22 protein-coding genes and 1 other RNA gene are annotated in these 22,784 nt (G+C 47.0%); 10 read left to right on the plus strand and 13 right to left on the minus strand.

Annotated elements, in window-relative coordinates:
* A partial coding sequence (locus tag A3751_RS21280) for an SAM-dependent methyltransferase (protein WP_304439074.1) occupies window positions 1-308 on the minus strand: 308 nt, incomplete at its 3' end.
* A 99-nt stretch (window positions 309-407) separates the two neighbouring features.
* On the opposite strand from A3751_RS21280, the gene yhbY reads away from it, so the two are divergent.
* Window positions 408-716, plus strand: a complete 309-nt coding sequence (yhbY, locus tag A3751_RS21285; RefSeq protein ID WP_068458802.1) for a ribosome assembly RNA-binding protein YhbY — start codon at window positions 408-410, stop codon at window positions 714-716.
* Window positions 717-774: 58 nt separating this feature from the next.
* On the opposite strand, the gene greA is transcribed toward yhbY, so the two are convergent.
* The 7 genes from greA to grpE form a co-directional block, all read right to left on the minus strand.
* Window positions 775-1,251: a transcription elongation factor GreA gene (gene greA, locus A3751_RS21290; RefSeq protein ID WP_068458803.1), complete on the minus strand. Its 477-nt coding sequence runs from the start codon at window positions 1,249-1,251 to the stop codon at window positions 775-777.
* A 33-nt stretch (window positions 1,252-1,284) separates the two neighbouring features.
* The gene (carB, locus tag A3751_RS21295) at window positions 1,285-4,491 is read right to left on the minus strand and encodes a carbamoyl-phosphate synthase large subunit (protein WP_068458804.1); all 3,207 of its coding nucleotides are present in this window, start codon (window positions 4,489-4,491) and stop codon (window positions 1,285-1,287) included.
* Window positions 4,492-4,590: 99 nt separating this feature from the next.
* Window positions 4,591-5,715 carry a glutamine-hydrolyzing carbamoyl-phosphate synthase small subunit gene (gene carA / locus A3751_RS21300; protein ID WP_068458816.1) on the minus strand — a complete coding sequence of 375 codons (1,125 nt, stop codon included), beginning with the start codon at window positions 5,713-5,715 and terminating at the stop codon, window positions 4,591-4,593.
* A gap of 234 nt (window positions 5,716-5,949) precedes the next feature.
* Complete coding sequence (dapB, locus tag A3751_RS21305) at window positions 5,950-6,753, minus strand: 4-hydroxy-tetrahydrodipicolinate reductase (protein ID WP_068458817.1); 804 nt, start codon at window positions 6,751-6,753, stop codon at window positions 5,950-5,952.
* A 52-nt stretch (window positions 6,754-6,805) separates the two neighbouring features.
* Window positions 6,806-7,942 carry a molecular chaperone DnaJ gene (gene dnaJ, locus A3751_RS21310; protein WP_068458805.1) on the minus strand — a complete coding sequence of 379 codons (1,137 nt, stop codon included), beginning with the start codon at window positions 7,940-7,942 and terminating at the stop codon, window positions 6,806-6,808.
* Window positions 7,943-8,071: 129 nt separating this feature from the next.
* Complete coding sequence (dnaK, locus tag A3751_RS21315; RefSeq protein ID WP_068458806.1) at window positions 8,072-10,000, minus strand: molecular chaperone DnaK; 1,929 nt, start codon at window positions 9,998-10,000, stop codon at window positions 8,072-8,074.
* Window positions 10,001-10,160: 160 nt separating this feature from the next.
* Window positions 10,161-10,748: a nucleotide exchange factor GrpE gene (grpE, locus tag A3751_RS21320; RefSeq protein WP_068458818.1), complete on the minus strand. Its 588-nt coding sequence runs from the start codon at window positions 10,746-10,748 to the stop codon at window positions 10,161-10,163.
* A 105-nt stretch (window positions 10,749-10,853) separates the two neighbouring features.
* Between grpE and recN the strand changes: the two genes are divergently transcribed.
* On the plus strand, window positions 10,854-12,632 hold the full coding sequence (gene recN / locus A3751_RS21325) for a DNA repair protein RecN (RefSeq protein ID WP_231876957.1): 1,779 nt from the start codon (window positions 10,854-10,856) through the stop codon (window positions 12,630-12,632).
* 38 nt (window positions 12,633-12,670) lie between these two features.
* Here the strand turns inward: recN and fur are convergent, their stop codons facing one another.
* Window positions 12,671-13,075: a ferric iron uptake transcriptional regulator gene (gene fur, locus A3751_RS21330; RefSeq protein ID WP_068458807.1), complete on the minus strand. Its 405-nt coding sequence runs from the start codon at window positions 13,073-13,075 to the stop codon at window positions 12,671-12,673.
* 142 nt (window positions 13,076-13,217) lie between these two features.
* On the opposite strand from fur, the gene A3751_RS21335 reads away from it, so the two are divergent.
* On the plus strand, window positions 13,218-13,580 hold the full coding sequence (locus tag A3751_RS21335; RefSeq protein WP_197466586.1) for an outer membrane protein assembly factor BamE: 363 nt from the start codon (window positions 13,218-13,220) through the stop codon (window positions 13,578-13,580).
* Window positions 13,581-13,597: 17 nt separating this feature from the next.
* Here the strand turns inward: A3751_RS21335 and A3751_RS21340 are convergent, their stop codons facing one another.
* Both A3751_RS21340 and A3751_RS21345 read right to left on the minus strand, forming a co-directional pair.
* Window positions 13,598-13,891: an RnfH family protein gene (locus A3751_RS21340; RefSeq protein ID WP_231871805.1), complete on the minus strand. Its 294-nt coding sequence runs from the start codon at window positions 13,889-13,891 to the stop codon at window positions 13,598-13,600.
* Window positions 13,881-14,330: a type II toxin-antitoxin system RatA family toxin gene (locus tag A3751_RS21345; RefSeq protein WP_068458809.1), complete on the minus strand. Its 450-nt coding sequence runs from the start codon at window positions 14,328-14,330 to the stop codon at window positions 13,881-13,883. Before A3751_RS21345 ends, A3751_RS21340 begins: the two co-directional genes overlap by 11 nt.
* A gap of 161 nt (window positions 14,331-14,491) precedes the next feature.
* On the opposite strand from A3751_RS21345, the gene smpB reads away from it, so the two are divergent.
* Complete coding sequence (gene smpB / locus A3751_RS21350) at window positions 14,492-14,977, plus strand: SsrA-binding protein SmpB (protein WP_068458810.1); 486 nt, start codon at window positions 14,492-14,494, stop codon at window positions 14,975-14,977.
* Between the two features lie 13 nt (window positions 14,978-14,990).
* Here smpB and A3751_RS21355 read toward each other — a convergent pair whose 3' ends face one another.
* Window positions 14,991-17,396: an HD domain-containing phosphohydrolase gene (locus A3751_RS21355; RefSeq protein WP_082863429.1), complete on the minus strand. Its 2,406-nt coding sequence runs from the start codon at window positions 17,394-17,396 to the stop codon at window positions 14,991-14,993.
* A gap of 328 nt (window positions 17,397-17,724) precedes the next feature.
* Here A3751_RS21355 and ssrA point away from each other — a divergent pair.
* The 6 genes from ssrA to A3751_RS21385 all read left to right on the plus strand — a co-directional run bounded on the left by ssrA (window position 17,725) and on the right by A3751_RS21385 (window position 21,004).
* Window positions 17,725-18,110, plus strand: a transfer-messenger RNA (tmRNA) gene (gene ssrA / locus A3751_RS21360).
* 258 nt (window positions 18,111-18,368) lie between these two features.
* On the plus strand, window positions 18,369-19,154 hold the full coding sequence (locus tag A3751_RS21365) for a site-specific integrase (RefSeq protein ID WP_068463736.1): 786 nt from the start codon (window positions 18,369-18,371) through the stop codon (window positions 19,152-19,154).
* Between the two features lie 86 nt (window positions 19,155-19,240).
* Window positions 19,241-19,495, plus strand: a complete 255-nt coding sequence (locus tag A3751_RS21370; RefSeq protein ID WP_068458822.1) for a type II toxin-antitoxin system Phd/YefM family antitoxin — start codon at window positions 19,241-19,243, stop codon at window positions 19,493-19,495.
* Window positions 19,492-19,746, plus strand: coding sequence for a Txe/YoeB family addiction module toxin (locus A3751_RS21375; protein WP_068458812.1), 255 nt, complete (start codon window positions 19,492-19,494; stop codon window positions 19,744-19,746). The genes A3751_RS21370 and A3751_RS21375 overlap by 4 nt, the downstream gene beginning before the upstream one ends.
* Window positions 19,747-20,124: 378 nt before the next feature.
* Window positions 20,125-20,418, plus strand: coding sequence for a hypothetical protein (locus A3751_RS21380; protein ID WP_156492718.1), 294 nt, complete (start codon window positions 20,125-20,127; stop codon window positions 20,416-20,418).
* 103 nt (window positions 20,419-20,521) lie between these two features.
* Window positions 20,522-21,004 (plus strand): hypothetical protein, encoded by a 483-nt coding sequence (locus A3751_RS21385; protein ID WP_068458814.1) that lies wholly within the window; start codon window positions 20,522-20,524, stop codon window positions 21,002-21,004.
* A 368-nt stretch (window positions 21,005-21,372) separates the two neighbouring features.
* Here A3751_RS21385 and A3751_RS21390 read toward each other — a convergent pair whose 3' ends face one another.
* Complete coding sequence (locus A3751_RS21390; protein ID WP_068458815.1) at window positions 21,373-22,674, minus strand: hypothetical protein; 1,302 nt, start codon at window positions 22,672-22,674, stop codon at window positions 21,373-21,375.
* Window positions 22,675-22,784 lie beyond the last annotated feature (110 nt).

Genomic DNA, 22,784 nt, shown 5'->3' on the forward strand with positions numbered 1-22,784 from the left:
AAGACATCGTCATCCGTAAAATCACCTTGCACAAACGTCACGTCTGGCAGCGGATCCATCGGCAATATATCGCTCGCGATCACTTTTCCAGAATCACCAATGTACTCTGCTGCAACCTGAGTCCACCCGCCCGGCGCCGCACCCAGATCAATCACCGTCATGCCTTTTTTAAACAACTTGTCTTTTTCATGCAGCTCGATGAGTTTATAGCTCGCACGAGAACGATAGCCGTCTTCTTGCGAACGCTTTACATATTGATCATCAAAATGCTCTTTAAGCCAACGACCACTGGACTTTGAACGCGCCATACAATAGCTCTTCTATAATATTTGCAGTTTTAAATTATTGACTTTGGTTTCGCGCAATGACGGAGTACACTTGCGCCCAGATACTAATAGGACAATCTCATGACAACACTCAACGCTGCAGAGAAAAAACAAATGCGAGCCATCGCTCACAACCTTAACCCCGTCATTATAGTGGGTGATAAAGGCATCAGCGAGGGTTTGCTTGAAGAGTTGGACCGAGCTCTTGAGCAACATGAGCTAATCAAGGTCAAACTTAGCTCAAACGACCGCGACTTTCGCGAACAAGCGGTGAACGAGTTATGCGAAAGCAGCAAAGCTCAACTCGTTCAGGTCATCGGTAAAATCGCGATCCTTTTACGTCGAAGCAAGAAGCCAAATCCAAAGCTGTCGAATCTACTTCGCTCTTAACACGCCCAAGCAAAACAAAAAAAGCGCCTCTAGGGCGCTTTTTTTCAACGAGCAAACATTAAATGTGTGCTACTTCATCAATCTCATACTCGACAATGCCGTCCGGAACCTGAACTCCAGCAATATCACCCTCATTCTTACCGATAAGAGCACGTGCAATAGGCGACGATACCGAAATTTTACCTGCCTTTATGTCAGCTTCATCATCACCGACAATTTGGTACTTTACTTCTGCGTCGTCGTCCATACGTATCAACGTAATGGTAGAACCAAAGATAACGCGACCACTTGGCTCAATGGCAGTCACATCGATCACTTGGGCATTTGAAAGCTTACCCTCAATCTCCTGAATACGACCTTCTATGAAGCTCTGCTGCTCGCGTGCAGCATGATACTCAGCATTTTCTTTCAGATCGCCATGCTCCCGCGCATCTGCAATGGCCTCAATGACACGAGGCCGCGCTTCCGTTTTAAGTTCTGTTAGCTCTTCGCGCAAGGCTTTTTCGCCCTGCACGGTCATCGGAATACGATTCATAGTTTCCCTAGTTATTTATCTGTTCGCTATGGGTTAATGTAGATCTTGCAATCTTCGTACTGTCTCGTTGGAACCAAAACGCATTGCTCGCGCAATCGCCTCGCCACCGGCTAAAGTCGTACTATACGCAATCTTCTTCTGAAGTGCAGAATGGCGAATATGCGAAGAGTCCTTGATAGCCTGACGCCCTTCCGTTGTATTCACAATCAGGGTGATTTCACCATTCTTGATAACATCAACAACATGCGGACGGCCCTCAAGTACCTTGTTCACCACCTCGACTTCGATTCCTGCATCCTGAATTGCTTTTGCAGTTCCGCGAGTTGCAACAATTTTATAGCCCCCATCCACGAGAAGGCGCGCAACATCAACAACACCGTCCTTGTCGACATCCCGAACACTCAAGAAAGCCTTACCAGAGCTTGGTAAGATCTCACCTGTCGCAATAAAGCCTTTCGCAAACGCTTCATCGAAGGTATCACCAACTCCCATTACCTCTCCAGTTGACTTCATTTCTGGGCCCAAAATAGGGTCAACCGCCGGGAATTTCTTAAACGGGAAAACGGACTCTTTAACGCTGTAATGCTCCGGAATAATTTCTTCTGTAAAGCCAAGCTCCTCAAGGGACTTGCCAGCCATCACTCGCGCTGCAATTTTCGCTAAGGACGTTCCAATCGCCTTGGACACAAAGGGCACAGTACGAGAGGCGCGTGGATTTACCTCAATCACGTAAATCATCTCATCCTGATACGCTAGCTGCACATTCATCAAGCCAACAACACCTAACTCTAGCGCCATTGATTTCACAGCTTCACGCATTTGGTCTTGAACATCTGCTGCCAGAGTATAAGGAGGCAAAGAACAGGCAGAGTCACCTGAGTGCACACCCGCTTGCTCTATGTGCTGCATAATGGCACCGATCACTACCTGCTTACCGTCACTAATCGCATCGATATCAACCTCAATCGCGGCATTCAAGAAGTGATCAAGCAACACTGGACTATCGTTAGACACTTGAACAGCATCCTTCATATAGCGGATCAGCTCAGACTCTTTGTACACAATTTCCATTGCTCTGCCGCCAAGAACGTACGATGGGCGAACAACCAATGGGTAGCCAATATCTTTCGCTGCAACGATACCCTCTTCCAGGCTTCGTACAGTTGAGTTCTTGGGCTGCTTCAACCCTAAACGCTGAATCATTTGCTGGAAGCGCTCTCGGTCTTCAGCACGGTCAATCGCGTCAGGGCTCGTACCAATAATCGGGACACCGGCCTCTTCCAAACCTCGCGCGAGCTTCAAAGGCGTTTGCCCGCCATAATGAACGATGACGCCTTTTGGCTTTTCTAGCTCGATAATTTCAAGCACATCCTCGAGAGTGATGGACTCAAAATACAAGCGATCTGAGGTGTCATAATCAGTAGAAACTGTCTCCGGGTTACAGTTGATCATGATTGTTTCGTAGCCGTCTTCACGCATAGCAAGCGCAGCATGCACGCAGCAATAATCGAACTCGATGCCCTGACCTATTCTGTTCGGACCACCACCAATCACAACAATCTTATCGCGATCTGTCGTTTGCGCTTCACACTCTTCATCATAGCTTGAGTACATATACGCTGTTGCAGTTGAAAACTCAGCTGCACAGGTATCTACACGCTTATAAACCGGTCGAACACCATGCTGATGTCGTATCGTTCGAAATGCCTTTTCGCTTAGATCAAGCAGATCCGCCAAGCGATGATCAGAGAAACCTTTTCGCTTCAGTCTGCGGATCGCTTCGGGCGTAATGTCGGACCGAATCATATTCGAGACGACTTGCTCTTCTTCAATCAAGTCCTCGATTTGAACAAGGAACCACGGATCAATACCCGTAAGAGAAAACACTTCATCAACGCTCATACCAGAGCGGAAAGCATCCCCGATATACCAGAGGCGCTCGGCATTTGGCGTACTTAGTTCACCACGCAACACTTCAGCCGCGTTCTCAGCTTTCAGGTCCAGCTTGGGCTCGAACCCATAAGAGCCAACCTCAAGCCCACGAATCGCCTTATGGAAAGATTCCTGGAAATTACGGCCGATTGACATCACCTCACCAACAGATTTCATCTGCGTCGTCAGTGTCGCATCTGCTTGCGGGAACTTCTCAAATGTAAAACGAGGAATCTTGGTAACAACATAATCGATTGAAGGTTCGAACGACGCAGGTGTGGCGCCCCCCGTAATATCATTTTGAAGCTCATCAAGCGTATAACCAACTGCCAGTTTTGCGGCTACTTTTGCAATCGGAAAGCCCGTTGCTTTGGAGGCAAGCGCAGAAGATCGAGATACACGAGGATTCATCTCGATCACCACCATTCGCCCTGTTGTAGGGCTGATGCCAAACTGCACGTTTGAACCGCCGGTTTCAACGCCGATCTCACGCAAAACCGCCAACGATGCATTACGCATGATCTGATATTCTTTGTCAGTCAAGGTCTGCGCTGGTGCGACGGTAATGGAATCCCCAGTATGAACACCCATTGCATCAAAATTCTCAATCGAACAGATGATGATGCAATTGTCCTTTTTATCGCGAACAACCTCCATCTCATATTCTTTCCAGCCGATCAAAGATTCATCGATCAACAGCTCGCTTGTTGGAGACAAGTCCAAACCACGCGCGCAAATTTCTTCAAACTCTTCACGGTTGTACGCAATACCACCGCCGCTTCCGCCCATGGTGAACGATGGACGAATAATGCTGGGAAAACCCAACTCATCAATAAGGGCAACGGCCTCTTCCATGCTATGCGCAATGCCAGAGCGAGGCGTCTCAAGACCAATTGACTTCATTGCCTTGTCAAAACGATCACGATCTTCCGCTTTATCGATCGTATCAGCATTTGCACCAATCATTTCTACGCCATACTTCTCAAGCACCCCTTCGCGCTCAAGATCCAAAGCACAATTAAGCGCGGTTTGACCACCCATAGTGGGTAAAAGCGCATCCGGACGCTCAACTTCAATAATTCGCTCTACGGTCTCCCAGGTGATCGGCTCTATATAAGTCGCATCCGCCATCGCCGGATCGGTCATAATCGTTGCAGGGTTTGAATTCACAAGGATGACCCGATAACCCTCTTCTCGGAGAGCCTTACAGGCTTGTGCGCCCGAGTAATCAAATTCACAAGCCTGACCAATTACGATCGGCCCAGCACCAATAATTAGAATACTCTTTATGTCGCTACGCTTTGGCATCTAGATTCGTTCCACTTGTACTGTTTTGTTTCTTCAATCGCGATTAAATAAGTAACCACGATCTCAAATTCGTATATAAAATCGATGTTAAACCGACAACTACGCTTTGCGCATTGCTTCTATAAACTGGTCGAATAACGGCGCTACATCATGCGGCCCCGGGCTCGCCTCAGGGTGACCCTGAAAACTATAAGCAGGCGTATCCGTGCGACGAATGCCTTGCAGGCTTCCGTCAAATAAAGATTTATGCGTTGCTTCTAAATTCGAAGGAAGCGTTGCCTCATCAACCGCAAAGCCGTGATTCTGACTCGTAATCATAACCACGCTAGTGTCGAGATCTTGCACAGGATGGTTTGCACCATGGTGACCAAACTTCATTTTCATGGTTTGCGCACCGCTCGCCAACGCCAACAACTGATGCCCTAAACAAATCCCAAAAACGGGAATTTTTGTCTCTAGAATTTCTCTGATCGCTGCAATTGCGTAATCACACGGCTCCGGGTCACCCGGCCCATTTGATAAGAAGACGCCGTCTGGCTTCAGAGCTAGCACTTCGCTTGCTGGGGTTTGCGCTGGAACGACGGTCAGTTTACAGCCTCTTGAAGCTAGCATACGCAAAATGTTGCGTTTTACGCCAAAGTCATAAGCAACCACGTGGAATTCAGTGTCGCGCGACTGACTATACCCATCGACCAAATCCCATTCAGCCTCTGTCCACTCAAACGTCTCTTTGTGTGTTACTTCTTTCGCTAAGTCCATTCCCTTCAAACCTGGAAAGGCTTTGGCTTTTTCAAGTGCCTGCTCTTCTGAAATATTGTCGCCGGATAAAATGCACCCGTTCTGCGCTCCCTTTTCTCGAAGAATTCGCGTCAAACGCCGAGTATCAATATCAGCAATTGCAACAATGTTATTCTCTTTCAAATAGGCATCGAGAGGCTTTTCTGAGCGCCACGAACTGGCAACTAAGGGCAGATCTCTGATCACTAAACCAGCAGACCAGATCTGATCACTTTCTACGTCTTCGGAGTTGACGCCAGTATTGCCGATATGGGGATAAGTTAGGGTAACAATTTGTTTAGCATAAGAAGGGTCAGTAAGGATCTCCTGATACCCTGTCATTGCGGTGTTAAAAACAACTTCTCCAGTGGTTTCTCCATCTGCGCCGATAGAAATACCTTTAAAAATGGAGCCGTCTTCAAGAGCTAAAATTGCGGGTTTAGTCAACACCAGTTCCTCGCGCTTGGCTAAGCAGTTTGATTATCGAATCGAAAGAAACCGTCTTTGGCGGGCCTGAGGCGTATCAAGTATGGTAAATACTTACAAAAAAGCGAGGCCGAATAAATTCCACCTCGCTTTTCTTATAATTCTTAGCGTACGAACGACGCTTTCCTCAAGCGGCGGCATTGTACACATTTCACATTTTTGTGTCTATGCAATTACATTCTTTTTAAAGGACTGCTACTTCAAATCAAGGACATCTCTCATTTCATAGAGCCCCGGATTTTGACCATCTAACCAAGCCGCAGCGCGAACAGCCCCATTTGCAAAAGCCATGCGACTTGACGCTTTGTGGGTTATTTCAACGCGCTCACCCTCACCCAAAAACATAACGGTATGATCACCCACTACATCACCACCTCTAACAGTAGCAAAACCAATCGTTTCTTTATCTCTCGCGCCAGTCTGTCCTTCACGGCCATAGACTGCAACTTCGCGCAGATTGCGACCAAGTCCGTCCGCAACGGATTGCCCCATAGCAAGTGCCGTACCCGACGGAGCATCAACTTTGTGCTTATGATGCGCTTCGTAGATTTCGACATCATACGCATCACCAAGTATCTCGGCCGCTTTCTGCAGAAGATTCAGGCACACGTTCACGCCCGTACTAAAGTTAGCAGCTTTACACATCGCCGCATGCGATTGGCAAGCAAGCAGCGTGCGCTCTTCTTCCGGAGTAAATCCGGTCGTACCAATCACGATACCTTTACCGTGCTCGGCACAAAGCGCAGCATTCACTAGAGTGGCATCAGGAGCTGTAAAATCGATCAGCACATCAAAATCATCAACAACGGCAGAAAGCTCACCAACAATTTTTACGCCATTTTTTCCCAGCCCAGCCAACTCTCCCGCGTCTGCACCAATAGCGGAGCTGTCTGGCAGCACGACAGCAGCGGTTAACCTTGCTTCCGATGATTGATCCAAAGCTTCGATCAGCATTTTACCCATTCGCCCGATGGCACCGGTTACGGCGACTCTAGTCATCTTTCTTCCATCCATATAAATAAAAACGCCCGCTGAGCGGGCGTGTAAACACTTACAGCTTCATATCATCAAAGAAGCTTTTAACGCCCTCAAACCAAGAGTGCTTTTGTGGAGCATGCTTCTTTCCATCACTCGAGTCGAGCGTTTCCTGAAACTGCTTCAAAAGATCTTTTTGCTTCTTGGTCAAATTAACAGGCGTCTCGACTGTCACTCGACACATCAAGTCTCCTACCGCGCCACCTCGAACCGGCTTAACACCTTTACCGCGCAGACGAAACATTCTGCCACTTTGCGTCTCTGGCGGAATCTTCAGCTTTACGCGACCATCAAGCGTTGGCACTTCAAGCTCACCACCTAGCGCTGCGTCGACAACACTGATAGGCACATCGCAATAAAGATTACTCCCATCGCGCGCAAAAATCGGATGCTCTTTGACAGACACTTGGACATATAGATCCCCCGAAGGACCGCCCATCGCTCCAGCTTCGCCCTCGCCCGCAAGTCGAATTCGGTCTCCGGTGTCTACTCCTGGCGGCACTTTTACAGAAAGCGTTTTATTCTCTTCCTGAACACCCATTCCATGGCATGAGGTGCATGGGTCCTTAATAAACTGACCTTGACCTCGACACTGCGGACACGTCTGCTGCACACTGAAAAAACCTTGCTGCATGCGCACTTGACCCTGGCCATGACAAGTAGAACAAGTCTCTGGCTTAGAGCCCTTCGCTGCACCGGAGCCTCCACAAGGCTTACAGGTAACTTGGGTCGGAACGCGAATTTTCACATCCTTACCACGAACTGCGTCTTCTAAATCCAGCTCCAAGTTATAGCGCAAATCTGATCCGCGCGAACTACGCTGACCACCACGACCGCCGCCGCCACCAAAAATATCACCAAAGACATCGCCAAAGATATCGCTAAAATTACCGCTTCCGCCACCAAAGCCACCACCGCCAGCACTTGGATCTACACCAGCATGGCCATATTGATCATAAGCCGCCTTCTTCTGCGAATCGGAAAGGATTTCGTAGGCTTCTGTTGCCTCTTTAAATTTTGCATCTGCTTCTGAATCATCCGGATTTCTATCGGGATGATATTTCATCGCTAGGCGGCGATAAGCTTTTTTGATTTCCTTATCGTCGGCAGAGCGTTCGACGCCTAGGACTTCGTAGAAATCTCTTTTAGACATGAGTCATTCACCAATTCTCTTCACTTCCAGCCTCAGAAATAGAAGCTTACTAGATACAATAACGCGGAAGTCGATGCTTCCGCGTTAAGGTTAACGTACAGCTTGAACAAGCCGACTAAGCGCTATCGCTTATTTTTTGTCGTCTTTTACTTCTTCAAACTCCGCATCTACCACGTCTTCACCAGACTGTGATTGAGCTTGTTCTTCACCGCCAGGAGCGGCGCCTGCTGCACCTTCAGCTTGCTCAGCATACAATTTTTGAGCTAGACCAGAAGAGGCTTCAGTCAATGCCTGAGTTTTCGACTCTATCGCATCTTTGTCATCGCCCTTCAATGCTTCTTCAAGCTCTGCAATTGCAGTTTCGATAGCGGTTTTCTCTTCAGCGGTCGCTTTGTCACCCGCTTCTTCTAGCGTCTTCTTGGTAGCGTGCACCATTTGATCGCCTTGATTACGCGCAGTGACCAGCTCTTCGAACTTACGATCCGCTTCGGCGTTCGCTTCCGCATCGTTGACCATGTTATTGATCTCATCATCCGAAAGACCAGAAGAAGCCTTGATCACGATAGACTGCTCTTTACCTGTCGCTTTATCCTTCGCCGACACATTCAGAATACCGTTCGCATCAATATCGAATGTTACTTCGATCTGAGGCATTCCACGTGCCGCAGGCGGTATGTCTGCCAAATCAAAACGGCCAAGAGACTTATTCGACGAAGCCTGCTTACGCTCACCTTGAACCACGTGAATCGTAACCGCTGTCTGATTATCTTCAGCCGTTGAGAACACTTGCGACTTCTTCGTCGGAATCGTGGTGTTCTTATCAATTAGCGGTGTCGCAACACCTCCCATTGTTTCGATCCCCAGTGTAAGAGGCGTAACATCCAGAAGAAGCACGTCTGTTACGTCGCCGGCCAATACAGCCGCCTGAATAGCCGCACCCATTGCCACAGCTTCGTCAGGATTCACATCACGACGTGGCTCTTTACCAAAGAACTCTTGAACCTTCGCCTGAACCAAAGGCATACGCGTTTGACCACCGACCAAAATCACATCATCAATCTCTGAAGTGCTCAAACCAGCGTCATTCAAAGCGACTTTACAAGGCTCGAGGCTTCGGATAACTAAATCTTCAACAAGTGACTCAAGCTTAGAACGTGTCATTTTTACGTTAAGGTGCTTAGGACCAGACGCATCAGCTGTGATGTATGGCAAGTTCACGTCTGTTTGCTGCGCACTTGAAAGCTCCACTTTCGCTTTTTCTGCAGCTTCTTTAAGACGCTGCATTGCCAGCGGATCGCCCGTCAAATCCATGCCCGAATCTTTCTTGAATTCGTCGGCCAAGTAGTCAATCAAAGCCATGTCAAAGTCTTCGCCACCAAGGAATGTGTCACCGTTAGTAGCCAGTACTTCAAACTGCTTTTCACCATCGACATCTGCGATCTCGATGATCGATATATCAAACGTACCGCCACCTAAGTCGTATACAGCAATCGTCGAGTCACCCTGACTCTTATCTAAGCCATAAGCAAGCGCAGCTGCTGTTGGCTCGTTGATGATGCGCTTAACGTCTAGGCCTGCGATTTTGCCTGCATCTTTTGTCGCCTGGCGCTGCGAGTCATTAAAGTATGCTGGAACGGTAATGACCGCTTCAGTGACTGACTCACCCAGATAGTCTTCTGCTGTTTTCTTCATCTTTTTCAAGATCTCAGCAGAAATTTGAGGCGGCGCTTTCTTATCGCCTTTTACTTCAACCCAAGCATCACCGTTGTCTGCCTTCGTGATTTTGTAAGGCACCATTTTGATGTCTTTCTGAACCACGTCATCTTCAAAACGACGACCGATCAAACGCTTAATCGCAAACAACGTATTGCTCGGATTAGTAACCGCCTGACGCTTGGCAGGCTGCCCCACCAATGTTTCGTTGTCATCTGTAAACGCAATAATCGAAGGCGTGGTACGATCGCCCTCAGCGTTTTCAATTACTTTTGCTTTGTCGCCATCAAGAACAGCAACACATGAATTCGTTGTACCTAAGTCAATTCCAATGATTTTGCCCATTGATTCACTCCACTCTCTAATCTGCCGAGCTTGTTAACAGCTCTATTAACCTTTGATCTAGATGTATGGTCACTTGCTTAATTTTCAAGCGCATAACCACATAAAAAAAACATATAAATCGCTATTTTTTGACTTTCCTTGCTTCGAAAGTCCGTAACATTTACTTAGCAACAATTACCATCGCCGGGCGAACCAAACGACCGTTCAAGGTATAGCCTTTTTGCATCGCTGCTATGACCGTATTTGCTTCCGCGTCCGGCGTTTCAACCATGCTCATCGCTTCATGAAGCGCAGGATCAAATGCCGAGCCCACAGCGTCCACCTGCTCCAAACCAAACTTGCCCACTGCACCCAACATCATCGACAATGTCATTTCGACGCCCTCGTAAAGAGGAGTCGATTCGTTGCCAGCTGCCTGCTCCGCCTCGATGGTTTTTTCCAAGCCATCAATGACCGGCAGCAACTCCTTTGCGAATTTTTCCAACGCAAACTTGTGGGCCTTCTCTACGTCCTGCTCTGCTCTGCGACGAACATTTTGAGCCTCCGCCTGCGCGCGAACCGTTGCATCCTTCAGGGAAGCCAACTCATTCGCCAACACCTCGGCTTTCGCCTTCCAGTCTTCATCCTCAGATTGGACCTCTTCAACAGGCGCGCGATCTTCAGTCTCTGCATCAGCAGCTTGTAAAGCCTCGTTTTCGGCTACCAACTCTTCTTGCTGGTTCTCTGGGTTGTTTTCTTCAACACTCACGTGCGTTTCCTCAAATACATTACAAGTCATTGTCTGGCTGGGATAATCCAGCATGCTGGAGGACGAAGTGGGGGCGCAGTATTTTTTTTCAAGGCCTTACTCTCAATGTGGCTAATTTTTTTGCGTGTTCACTCAATGACGCTTTACCACCGAGCGCATCGGCATTTAAACTCCTTCCAAATCGATACTTATGTCACTCACTCAAAAACGACGCTACTTATGCTCAACCATCTCAGCATTAAAAACTTCGCGATCGCTAGCGAAATAGAAATAGACCTAAACGCGGGCATGACGGTTCTAACCGGAGAAACTGGTGCAGGTAAATCGATACTCCTCGGCGCACTCGGCTTAGCGCTCGGCGATAGAGCTGATTCTGGCATGGTTCGACACGGCGAAAAAAAAGCAGAAATTTGCGCAAGTTTTGATGTAAAAGAAATACCAAGCGCGCAAGCCTGGCTTGAAGCACACGATCTAGACAGCGATGAAGAGTGTATTTTACGCCGCGTTATTACAGCGGAAGGCCGCTCAAAGGCCTTTATTAACGGTCAACCGAGCCCTCTAAGTGATATAAAAGCGCTTGGCGAACAGATGATAGACATCCATAGTCAACACGAACATCAAAGCCTCTTGGTGAAAGAAAAACATCGCAACCTCTTAGACGACTATGCCGGTCATGACGCACTTACAAAAGAAGTAATGGCGCACTTTCAGGCATGGCAGGCAAAGGCCAAGCATTTTGAAATGCTCATCAATAATCGAGAAGAAACGGAAGCTCGACTGCAGGTTCTAAACTTTCAGGTCGATGAGTTGGACACACTCTCGCTTCAAGAAGGCGAGATAGAGCAACTGGAGCAAGAACAAGCAAAGCTGGGCAATGCAGAAGCGCTCATTCAAAGCGCGCATGAAGCACTCGGCAGCATCTCTGATGATGAGCACGGAGCGGGCGCCCTTATCCAAAGGGCTAAAAATGCACTTAGCCACTTACCAAGCGAAGATCCAACCTTAAGCGAAGCGCTCGCTCTTTTTGAAGAAGCGTCCATACAGGTTGAAGAAGCATCGAACACGCTCAGGAGCTATGTTGATGACTTTGAACAAGACCCAACCCGCTTAGAGTTTATCGAAGAGCGCTTAAGCACCGCATACCAACTCGCCCGCAAACACCGTTGCCAGCCCGAAACCCTAAACGACGTCCACCGTAAGCTCGCCGAAGAGCTCAACGCTTTATCGGGCGGCGACCAGAACCTGTCATCGCTAGAGCAAGAAGTCGGGCAGCTCAAAGACAACTTCCTAGAGCGTGCTAACGCGCTGCGAGACAGCCGTATGAAGTACGCCATCTCTCTTGAGGAAGCGGTAGCAGAACAGCTTCAAATGATGTCAATGCAGAACGTCCGCTTTGTTACGCAAATCGATCAACATGAAGAGCGTAATGCGAATATCCACGGCATTGATGACATTGAGTTTTTGATCAGCACCAATCCCGGCCAGCCGCCACGCGCATTGGGCAAAATCGCATCCGGCGGTGAGCTTTCGAGAATAAGCTTGGCGATACAAGTGGTGTTGGCACAACGTTCAGCCGTTCCGAGCATGATTTTCGATGAAGTCGATGTCGGAATTGGAGGCAGCACTGCCGAGGTTGTTGGACGACTATTAAAAGAGCTCGGCAAGAATGGTCAAGTCATGTGCATTACGCACCAGGCACAGGTCGCCTCTCAGGGAGAGCATCACCTGCGCATCAGCAAATCGATCATGGATGGAACAATGCATTCATCGGTCGACCCTCTCAATGATGAGGAGCGCACGGAAGAAGTGGCCAGAATGCTTGGCGGGATTGATATAACGGATCAAACGAAAGCGCATGCGCGCGAGATGTTAAAGCTCACATAAGCAACGGATCTAAAACAGCTCGCGATAGCATTGCTATCTTAACGTTTCTTTTTAACGTATAGCGTCAGGCTATGATCAACGAGCTCAAAACCGTGTTCTGCGGCTATTTCATGCTGACGCCGCTCGATAATCTCGTCATAAAACTCGACCACCTCTCCGCTTTCGGTATCGACCATATGATCGTGATGTTCTTCGCTCGCCAGCTCGAATACGGCATGGCCACCCTCAAAATTATTGCGCTGAACAAGACCTGCAGCCTCAAATTGAGTGAGTACACGATAAACCGTCGCCAAACCGACGTCATCTCCCGACTCTAGCAGTGCTTTGTATACATCCTCTGCGCTCATGTGCTGACCATCCGACGCTTCGAGCAGCCCCAACACTTTTAGACGCGGAACCGTCACCTTTAAACCAGCTTTTTTTAGATCAGAATTATCGGGCATAACGCACTCTTTTATTTCAGTAATATTTGTTTCAGTAAGATTAGGCGCAACCATTTGAAATCAGGTAAGATGCGCAGCTCTACAGCAATAATATCATTGGCGGCATAGAAGTGGCGCCAACATTAGTGGAATTAAGTTTTAGATGCAAAACATGCTATCTCGCGGCGCCAGAAAACTCCGCCCTCTCCTCTTTTTACTCACCTTAAGTACAATGATGTCGGCCTGTGCCTTTCCCGGCGTTTATAAAATCAATGTGCAGCAGGGCAATATTGTCACTCAAGAAATGCTTGAACAATTAAGCCGAGGAATGACTAAGCGACAGGTACATTTTGTCTTAGGAACGCCAATTGTAAAAAACGTTTTCGATGATGATTACGAGAGCTACATCTACACCTATTTACCAGCTGACGGAGAGTTGCAACAACAAGTTGTGAACATCTTCTACCAAAATGGCCAGTTTACGCATTATGAAGGCGACACGCTCGAAGAGCATTCCGCTTATTAAGCAAGCTAAGACAAACCTTACGCTTTTGGCTTTTTCGCGCGATTGAGCCGAGCCTGCTTCGGATCAATAATGAGCGGTCGGTATAGCTCAATTCGGTCACCATCACGCAAGCGCTCTTCTTGGGGCTTTTTAACCATCTTGCCAAAAATCCCCATGTCGATCTCTTCGTAAGAAATTTCCGGAAAAAATTTTTCCAATCCAGAGCGCGCCGCGGCATCAAAAACAGTGGTGCCCTCATCCACTTCAAGCTCTACAATTTTTTGAAGATCCGGCCTTGCATAGGCGACTTCAACGCGTAATTTATTTTCCAAGACTTGCTCCATAAACCACTTTTGCGCGCTCACAAAAAGCGTCAACCATGGTGTTTGCTGCCTGATTAAACACTGGTCCAAACGCCAACTTTGCGACACCTTTCTTTAGCTCAAACTCGAGATCCAACTCAACCTTACATGCATCCTCTCGAAGTGCGATAAAGTTCCAATCGCCTTTCAACTTACGAAAGGGCCCCTCTACAAGCGTCATAGAAATTTTCTCATGCGCCTGCAAATTGTTGTGCGTTGTAAAGGACTGACGCATCCCACCCTTACTCACTTCAAGACTAGCGCGCATGTTAATGCCATCATCTTCCAATACCGATGCGCTTGCGCACCATGGCAAAAACTCCGGATAAGAACGAACATCGTTTATCAGCTCATACATTTGCTGAGCAGAAAACATAACCAAAGCAGAGCGATTAATTCGAAGAGACATGATGTAGCTTAGTAGGTTCAAGGATGGAAACTATTTCAGCGCATTGTAACCCTTCCATTACTCAGGCTCTAGCTCTGAACCAACAATCGCACAGAAGTCGTGCAGCGAAGTAGTCTCTTGTAATATACTTGAGGGCTTTCAACAACACCTGCAGTAAAATAATGGCCGGCAAGAAAAAACCAAAACAATCCAGCAGCACGATTGCAAAGAACAAACGCGCGTATCATGACTACCACATCGAAGAGAAGTTCGAAGCGGGATTGGTATTAACCGGTTGGGAAGTAAAAAGCCTTCGGGAAGGAAAAGGGCAACTTACAGATTCGCATGTCTTTTTGCGAGACGGTGAGGCATGGCTGCTTAACGCTCACATCACGCCACTGATCTCCGCGTCTACCCATGTTATTGCAGAACCTACTCGCCAAAGAAAACTGCTGTTAAACAAAAAAGAGATCGGCAAGATCAACAGCAAGATGAATCAGGCTGGCCATACCTGCGTTGCACTCTCGCTATATTGGAAGAGCAACCGCGTAAAATGCGAGATTGCTTTGGTAAAAGGGAAGAAAGAGTACGATAAACGGGCAACCGAAAAAGATCGCGACTGGAACCGCCAAAAAGCGCGCGTTGTAAGAGACCACGTGAAGAGTTAAGCCAGAGCTTCCCTCAGAGATAGGACGAAATATCGACCTCGTCTATCTGCTCCGGCTTTAGATAAGCACGAGCGTACTCGCCAAACACATCCGATTCTAAAAAGAGGCGAAACACCTCGGCATCAATATGCCGATCTTTCACCATAAAGCTCATAATCTTTAGCGATTCGCTTAGAGTTTTTGCCTTTTTATAAGGCCGATCTGATGCCGTCAATGCTTCAAAAATGTCGGCAACGGCCAAAATTCGATCTAGCACACCCAGATCATTCTCTCCCAACTTCCTAGGGTAACCATCGCCCCGCAAGGTCTCATGGTGGGTAGAAGCCAGGTGCGGAACGTTGGACAAGTCGTCTGTAAATGGCAGACGATCAAGCATCCTTATCGTTCCAATCATATGCTCATTGATCTTAAATCGATCCTCAGCGGTTAACGTACCGCGTTTCACGCCAAGGTTGTAGAGCTCTCCTTGATTGTATAAGTGTTCCGGGATATCCATATCGATCCCTAAGTGCTCATCGAACTCAAAGGGACGCTCTCTCTCGATGATATGTTCAGGCTTGTCGGCCAACAATGGCTCGCGCTGGGGAAGGATTTCGTCCTTCAACAACCCCTTATCCTCAAGCCTCATCTCCTCAACAGGAGATAAGCCGAGCAAATTGCTAAAATTTCGAACCCAACTTTTCTCCGCTATTTGCTGTAAACGCTCTAGCTTTTCATCGGACAGAAATTCGCCGCCCACATTGCATTCGGCGACAAACGCGAACTCATCCTGCAAGGCAGACTGAGCCTCTTGTAGTTTTTGTTGAAGCGCTTTCTCTTGATCTGGTTGTTGCCGCAAGCTTTGCAGCATCTCAATTTCTGCGTCTCGCCAAAGCACCTCGAACCGCATTCGAACCTCGTGAATACGATTATAAATAAGCTCAAGCTTGCTCCCCTTATCAACAATATGCTCGGGCACCGAAATTTTCCCACAATCGTGCAACCAAGCCGCTGTTTCAAATTCACGCCACTGCTCTGGCGTCTCAAACGAAAACGCTTTGAACTTCCCAAACTTGGCCTTATCGGCCTCCCTTGCGAGCATCAAGCCCAGCACAGGAACTCGCTCACAATGGCCTGCGGTATAATGTGATTTGGCATCAATGGCCTCGGCAATTAACTTGATAATCGCATCCATCAACTCTTTTTGAGATCGCTCATATTCCTGAATCGACTTAGACATCGCGACCAAACTTTGGGACAAATGATGAAACTGTCGTATTCGACTTTCCACCGCCCTCACCTCGTCATACTTTCGATCTCTTACCTTGGCGGTTTGCTCTGACAGCGCATTCACATTCCGAACAACCCTTCGAGCCAAAAGCCATGCAAGACACAGAAACAAAAGAAGCGCGCCAGCACAAACGGCCACCGCCATATACACCTGCTGCATGTAGGGTTTAATCAAACGTTGCTCGTAAATAGCTACCCCAAAATATCTTCCAACAGTAGAGGCAGAATCAAGAAGAGCAAGATAAACAAAGTACTCCTTCCCCTCATCTTCCACTAACTCCAAGGCATGAGCACGCCCACCTTCACGAATCAACTGAGAGATACTTTGCTCAGATATTGAATACATTGCATCGTCCGGTGGCGAACGGAAGGTCAAACCAAGCTCACCCTCCGTAGAGAATATAAAGGCATCACTGCCCGACCCACCCAATTCGCTCTCAAGGAGCTCCTCAAGACCAGAAAGGCTGACATCAACGCCTACAGCAACGTCAGCTCCCCTAACGCGACTTGTATACGTTATTCCGGGCGCGTTCGTACTTTTAAAAATATACGGCTTCGTATTCGACAGGGAGCCGGACTGCAACGCTTTTTGATACCAAGGACGGCTCCTAGAATCAAAATCACCAATCACAACAGGCTCGTCGAGTACTTGAAGATCTTCATCTAGAAAATAGTGAACAAGCTTTTTCTCGTTACCAAAAGTTTGATGCACAGCAAAAACCCAACGGTGCGCATCCGTAGCAGCAAGCGCTTTGCGCACCTCACCGCTACTTTCCAAATTGATCAACTGAAGCAAGTCGCCATTGGGATAACCCAAGTAAATCGAATACACCTTGTCGACACGCTTCATCGCATCAGCAAAAGCGTTGAGAGCAGGATGGTTCAAGCCGTAATCCGCTGGCAGCAAATGCTCCTCGTAATCGGCCATCAGCGTAGTCACCGTCTCGGCGCGCTTATCTAATAATGAAATATCACGTTGCGCGTTCTTGGCCACCGTCTCATACAGTTTGTTTGCCGTATTTTGGGCCATCTGCTTACCAAAATAGAATTGCAAACCTGTTGCCACCAACCCCATCGAGCCGCACACCAAGAGCACGCTCGCCATCACCGCGGTTTGTATTGATATTCGGCGATTTTTTTTGTTTTCCATCCTTAGATTCTCTTTAAAGATTTATTTGGCGTGGCCACACGTATTAACAACACGTTCAACGGTTTTAACTTAGCATGTTTTTTGCCCAGACCAATAGCAGAGGAGCGGTCAGCACTTGAAATTCATCACCCGTGACCATATTTCTTTATCAGACAAAGGGAATTCTGAGATAAATCTAGGTAAATGTAGCAAGCAAGCAGTATACTTCTGGTAATCGTGACGACAGAGCATAAATAACGTCACATGAGGCACGAGCGAAAGCAGTTTTCAACTGCTTGCCGGGAATCGACACGGTCGAAACCAAACGCTTTCAGGTTTCATTAGTTTCGGGGGTGATATGGCTTCGACGCTGGTAACGAAACCAAAGGTGCATGCCGAGTGTACAGTGGCACTCGTACTCCAATCGCTGTAATCAATAGTTGCAAATGATGACAACTACGGTGCTCAACTAGCTGCATAAGCAGTGAAAAAGCGCTTTTAGGGTTTCGACCCTAACGGACTGTAACAAGGTGCCTGTACCGCGCTGCAGTCTGTCACTCAGAACAGGACCGCCAAAGGGCATACTCAGGGTCACTTGGTTAAACTTTACTGAGATCGCCAACCACGTCCTGCCCGTTGGGCTGTGGAAGGTTAAACTAATTAACGGAATCTAAGCATGTAGAGCCGATGGCAGAGTGCTGACGGACGCGGGTTCGACCCCCGCCACCTCCACCACTTGCAATACCGGCCTAGACCTCTCTAGGCCGGATATTTCCTATAAAGATCAACCACTTGAACATGAGCAGATAACATCTGCGACTGTCTCAAGCGGTCTTAATTCGCCTCAAAAACGGCACGAAAATGACACGAGAGCGGCACAAGACGCGCTCGATCAGCTGGGGACAAGGGAATGTAAACCCTTCCGAAATGCAATTCTCGGCGAATTTTCTCTCTTCAAAGCCTTCCTAGTTAAAGAATATATTCGCGTTGCCAATGACGAATCATACGTCGAAGCCAATCAGCGGCTACTCAAGCGCGTTAAAGGAACACTTAATCCCGCGCTTTGGTCATATGTTTTTATCAGAGCTAAAGCCTGCTGATATTCGACACTGGATAGCTTCGTTATCGATCTCGAACAAACGCATTAACAACGTGCTTGTTCCGTTACGAGCTGTCTATGCCGAAGCGCTAGAAGATGACCTCATCGCCAAAAACCCGTTAACGAAAATCAAAAACCTTAATGTCGTTACGAGAGAGCCGCTACCTTTTAACGATAACGAAATTGAAGCGATATACAGCCAACTAGAAGGCAATGACTTAAACCTCATTACCTTCGCCTTCGAAACCGGCTTACGCACCTCTGAGCTAATCGCTTTGCAATGGCAAGATATCGATTTCGACAACAAACGCATATACATTCGCCGCGCCATTGTTAGAGGTCAAACCAAACAACCGAAAACCAAAAGCGGCGTTCGGACTGTCGATCTTAGTCAACCGGCAATTGACGCTTTACTAAATCAGCAGCAGTACAGCGTTAAGCCTTTCGTCTTTTTCGACACCAAAACCGAGAAAGTACTAAACGATAAAAAGATTCGTGAGCGTATCTGGAAAGCCGCCCTCAAAAAGGCAGGCGTCCAGTATCGCGAGCCCTACCAAACCCGACATACCTTTGCATCGCGCCATCTTAGCAACGGTAAACCGATTATCTGGGTATCGCTTCAAATGGGGCACTCTAACCCGAATATGACAACTAGCCGATATGCGAGGTGGATTGTATGACCATATCAGAAACGGTGGAGATCAGTTTGCGTACAAATATAAGTACAAGTACAATAATAGGTACAATGAATTCAAAGGATTTAGCTATGGACACTTTGAGCTATTCAGCGTTCCGCAATCAACTAGCCGGTACGCTCGATAAAGTGAATGATGACCACAAGCCCGTTATGATTACGCGTCAGAACGGTAAGCCTGCCGTAGTAATGAGCTTAGAAGACTTCCAAGCTTACGAAGAGACCGCTTATTTAATGGCAAGCCCTAAAAACGCAGAACGTTTAAACCAAGCAATTGCTGAAATCGAAGGCGGCAAAGCGAAGCAACACGGGCTAATTGAAGAGTGATTTTATCTTGGGCTGAAACAGCTTGGGAAGACTACTTGTATTGGCAAAAAACCGATAAGAAAACTCTCAAGCGCATTAACACCTTAATTAAAGACATTAAACGCCAACCATTCGAAGGGCTGGGCGACCCAGAGCCCCTTAAGCATAACTGGTCAGGCTATTGGTCTCGCAGAATCGACAGAGAGCACCGGCTGGTTTACAAGGTTACAGCAACCGAAGTAATTATTGCTCAGGCTCGTTACCACTATTAAGCTGAGGTTTTAAACGTTCCTCGACAACATTAGTATCAGGCACCCATTGAGCCACAAGACTTTTAGCTTCATTACTCGCTACCTCTCACAAAAATAAATGCGCCCCCCTTTTTCTCCCCAAACAACCCTAATTGCAAAAGGGTAGCAATGAAGGCAAGCAAGCACGATACGCAGATTGTATGGAGTACTATAAGTTCCTAAGATATATTCGAACCTCAGCCAAAAAAAGGAAGCAAAAAAAGCATGGAGCAAAACGCACGCTGGAGCCGACCGGCACTTGTAAGTTTCTTACTTGATATCAAAAGTGACTCAAAAGCTAGATTCAGATTGGGAGCATGCGTAACAATCCTAGCTCTTCTTTGGATTAGTGAAGACTTCATGTCAGCACTGATCTTAGCGGCTTACGCTGCTCTTATTCTTGGTTCAGTCGCCCTTGCCTGTGATCTGGTTTTTATGCTGAAAAAATACTTAAACGTCAGTGCGTTTACGCTTTCTTTTCTGGCCACTTACTTAATTATCACGCTAGGGTCAGCGCTGATCATTGATCGACCTAAGGCGGTTATCCTTCTATTGCTGCCATCTATATTGGTCGCAAACTTAGTTGGCAGTCGTGTTCCAAAGAACGGAAGAACGCTCAACAAAGCGGCTGAGGAGGTTGAAGGAGGCGAGTAGGTAAAAAATAAATGCGTCCCCTTTTTTTCAATGCGTCCCCTTTTTTTCCTGTTACATGGTCAACGCTAAATAGACGAGCCGCAAAAATTGGAATTTAGAGATTATGGAAGAACCAAACTACGCCAATTACAGCCAGAGCGAGCTGTTATACGCTTATGACCACATTGACCGTCAAAAGCACCCCGAACGCTTTGAGCAGATAAAGCTGCATCTCTCCAAATTTGACGAATCTGAAAATAGTGATGAAGAAGACAGCACAATCGACGATCTACAGGGAAAGCCTGGGAAGTTCCAAATCACTCTCTATAGCAAAGCGGCTATTTCAATAAGAGTTGTTTTAGCCTTACTATCAATCCCATTTTTTTATGAGGTCTATTTAAATATAACGTCAGGGGTCGCATATTCAAAACGCCCTTTGAACACCCCCTATTCTATTGATGCGTCAGCTTTCGACTTTTGGCTGCAAACATCGAGAGAATTTGCTATTGGTTTCCTGTTTCTGTGGGTTGCATTTGTCGTGATCAAAACCAAGAAGGACGAAATCGAAACGGCCAAGACTACGGGCGCTAAGGCGTATCAAAAATAAATGCGTCCCCTTTTTTCCCTTCACGCCATTTAAGCAACGGTAAACCGATTATCTGGGTATCACTTCAAATGGGGCATTCGAACCCGAATATGACGACAAGTCGGTATGCGAGGTGGATATCATGAAGCAAAGAAAACTGAACCCTAAGACACTATGCCCACCTCCAAAAAGTAGTTACAACAACACGCGTAAAAAGGAGTACGACCCAAGGTAGTTTATATGCGAAGCATGTAGGCATATTTTCAACTCTTCCTTACCAGGCGCCCCTACACGCTCAAGACCATTCGATGTCCAGAGTGCGGATACAACGTTTCTACTGAGATGCCGCGGACGCCATTACGAGCGTAAAACCTATCCTAACAGAACGCTTAAGTTATTCTTTTTTTTACAAATTCCGTCAACCGGGCGTCTGCAGACAAATGAATTCCTATGGTACTAAATGCCGACTGAAAACTCTCAAGGCTGTGTCTCGCCGAAATCACGGAAGTTTCGCGCCGAGCAAAGTCAAAAGTAGCGTCGATCAACGATTGCAACTCGCCCAGGCCATATACATAGGAAATTACGTCCAATTCGACTACAACATATGTTGAATCATTTACCTCATCCTTGAGAGCCGAAAGCCTAGCATGGTTAATTTGAAGCTTACGTAAGATATGCGCTAGATGCTCGCCTATGGCAGGAGTTGAGAAAGATATGCATTCCTTGAAGACCATTATATCCGCATGCGGTAACTCGGGGCAGTCACCACGAACTTTCGTGCCTTTTGAAGTAACAACAATATTACGCACCCCTCCAAGGAATGCAGCGCATTTTTTATTGTATGCGGTCAGATCACTCAATGCCTGAGGCAAAAAAGCCCTATTTGCCTCAAAGTTTCTCTGTCTTTGTTTATTTGAGCTATACGTAGCCGCCCAATAAATTACGATACTTGAAAAAAATGCTAAAACGCCAACGTTTAAGCTTTGCCAGCGCTCCCAAACCCGCTGTACATGACTCCAGCTACCCACCGTAAAAGGATGCACAAACATTGAATAAGAGTAGGTTATCAAAAGTGCAAAGCCAATAAACCACAACTCCTTTTTATATGGAGGTAATATCTTCTTAAAAGAACTATCCTGAATACCCTTCGAGACCTTTAATGCCTTGAACAAATCGAAACAGAAAAGCCCCGATATAACGAGAAGACCAAGCGAGTTAGATATTATCTGCAGATACTGCGTGTCGTAGTATTTAGATGAGCATTTGCCAAACGCCGCAATTTCTTGTGTCCCCATACAATGATCAGCCAAATACTGTCCGTAATTTGATCTCTTCGCCAATATTAATTCCATGGATTCGTGGTTAAGGGTCCAATACGAATAAAGGACTACGCCCGCGGCAAAAATAAAAAATAGCAAAATAACACTAACTAGCTCTCTTACTATCTGCTCTTCTCTTTTAACGAAGTTGACAGCATAGAATCCACACGAGGCGAAAAGAGCGCAAAAACCTATTGGCGCTATGAAGAAATCGAATGCAATTACCCATTTGTTTTCCGAGAAAGTTTTAAGTGCCTGTAGCTTCCAATCGTCATCGACTCGAATGTGTCTAAAAAACCATTGAATGTTGCAAACAACGAATATCAATATGTAACGACGAGATAATCGAAAAAACTCCTTCTGAAGAGGCATAACCTTCAAATCCCTGTAAAAGAACTAGTAGTAGAGTAAATAGGTAATCGAATTGAGATGTAAGCAACACGATCTTTTTTATAATACCTTCATAACAGAGACTGTTAGTC

The sequence above is a fragment of the Oleiphilus sp. HI0080 genome (genome assembly GCF_001635135.1).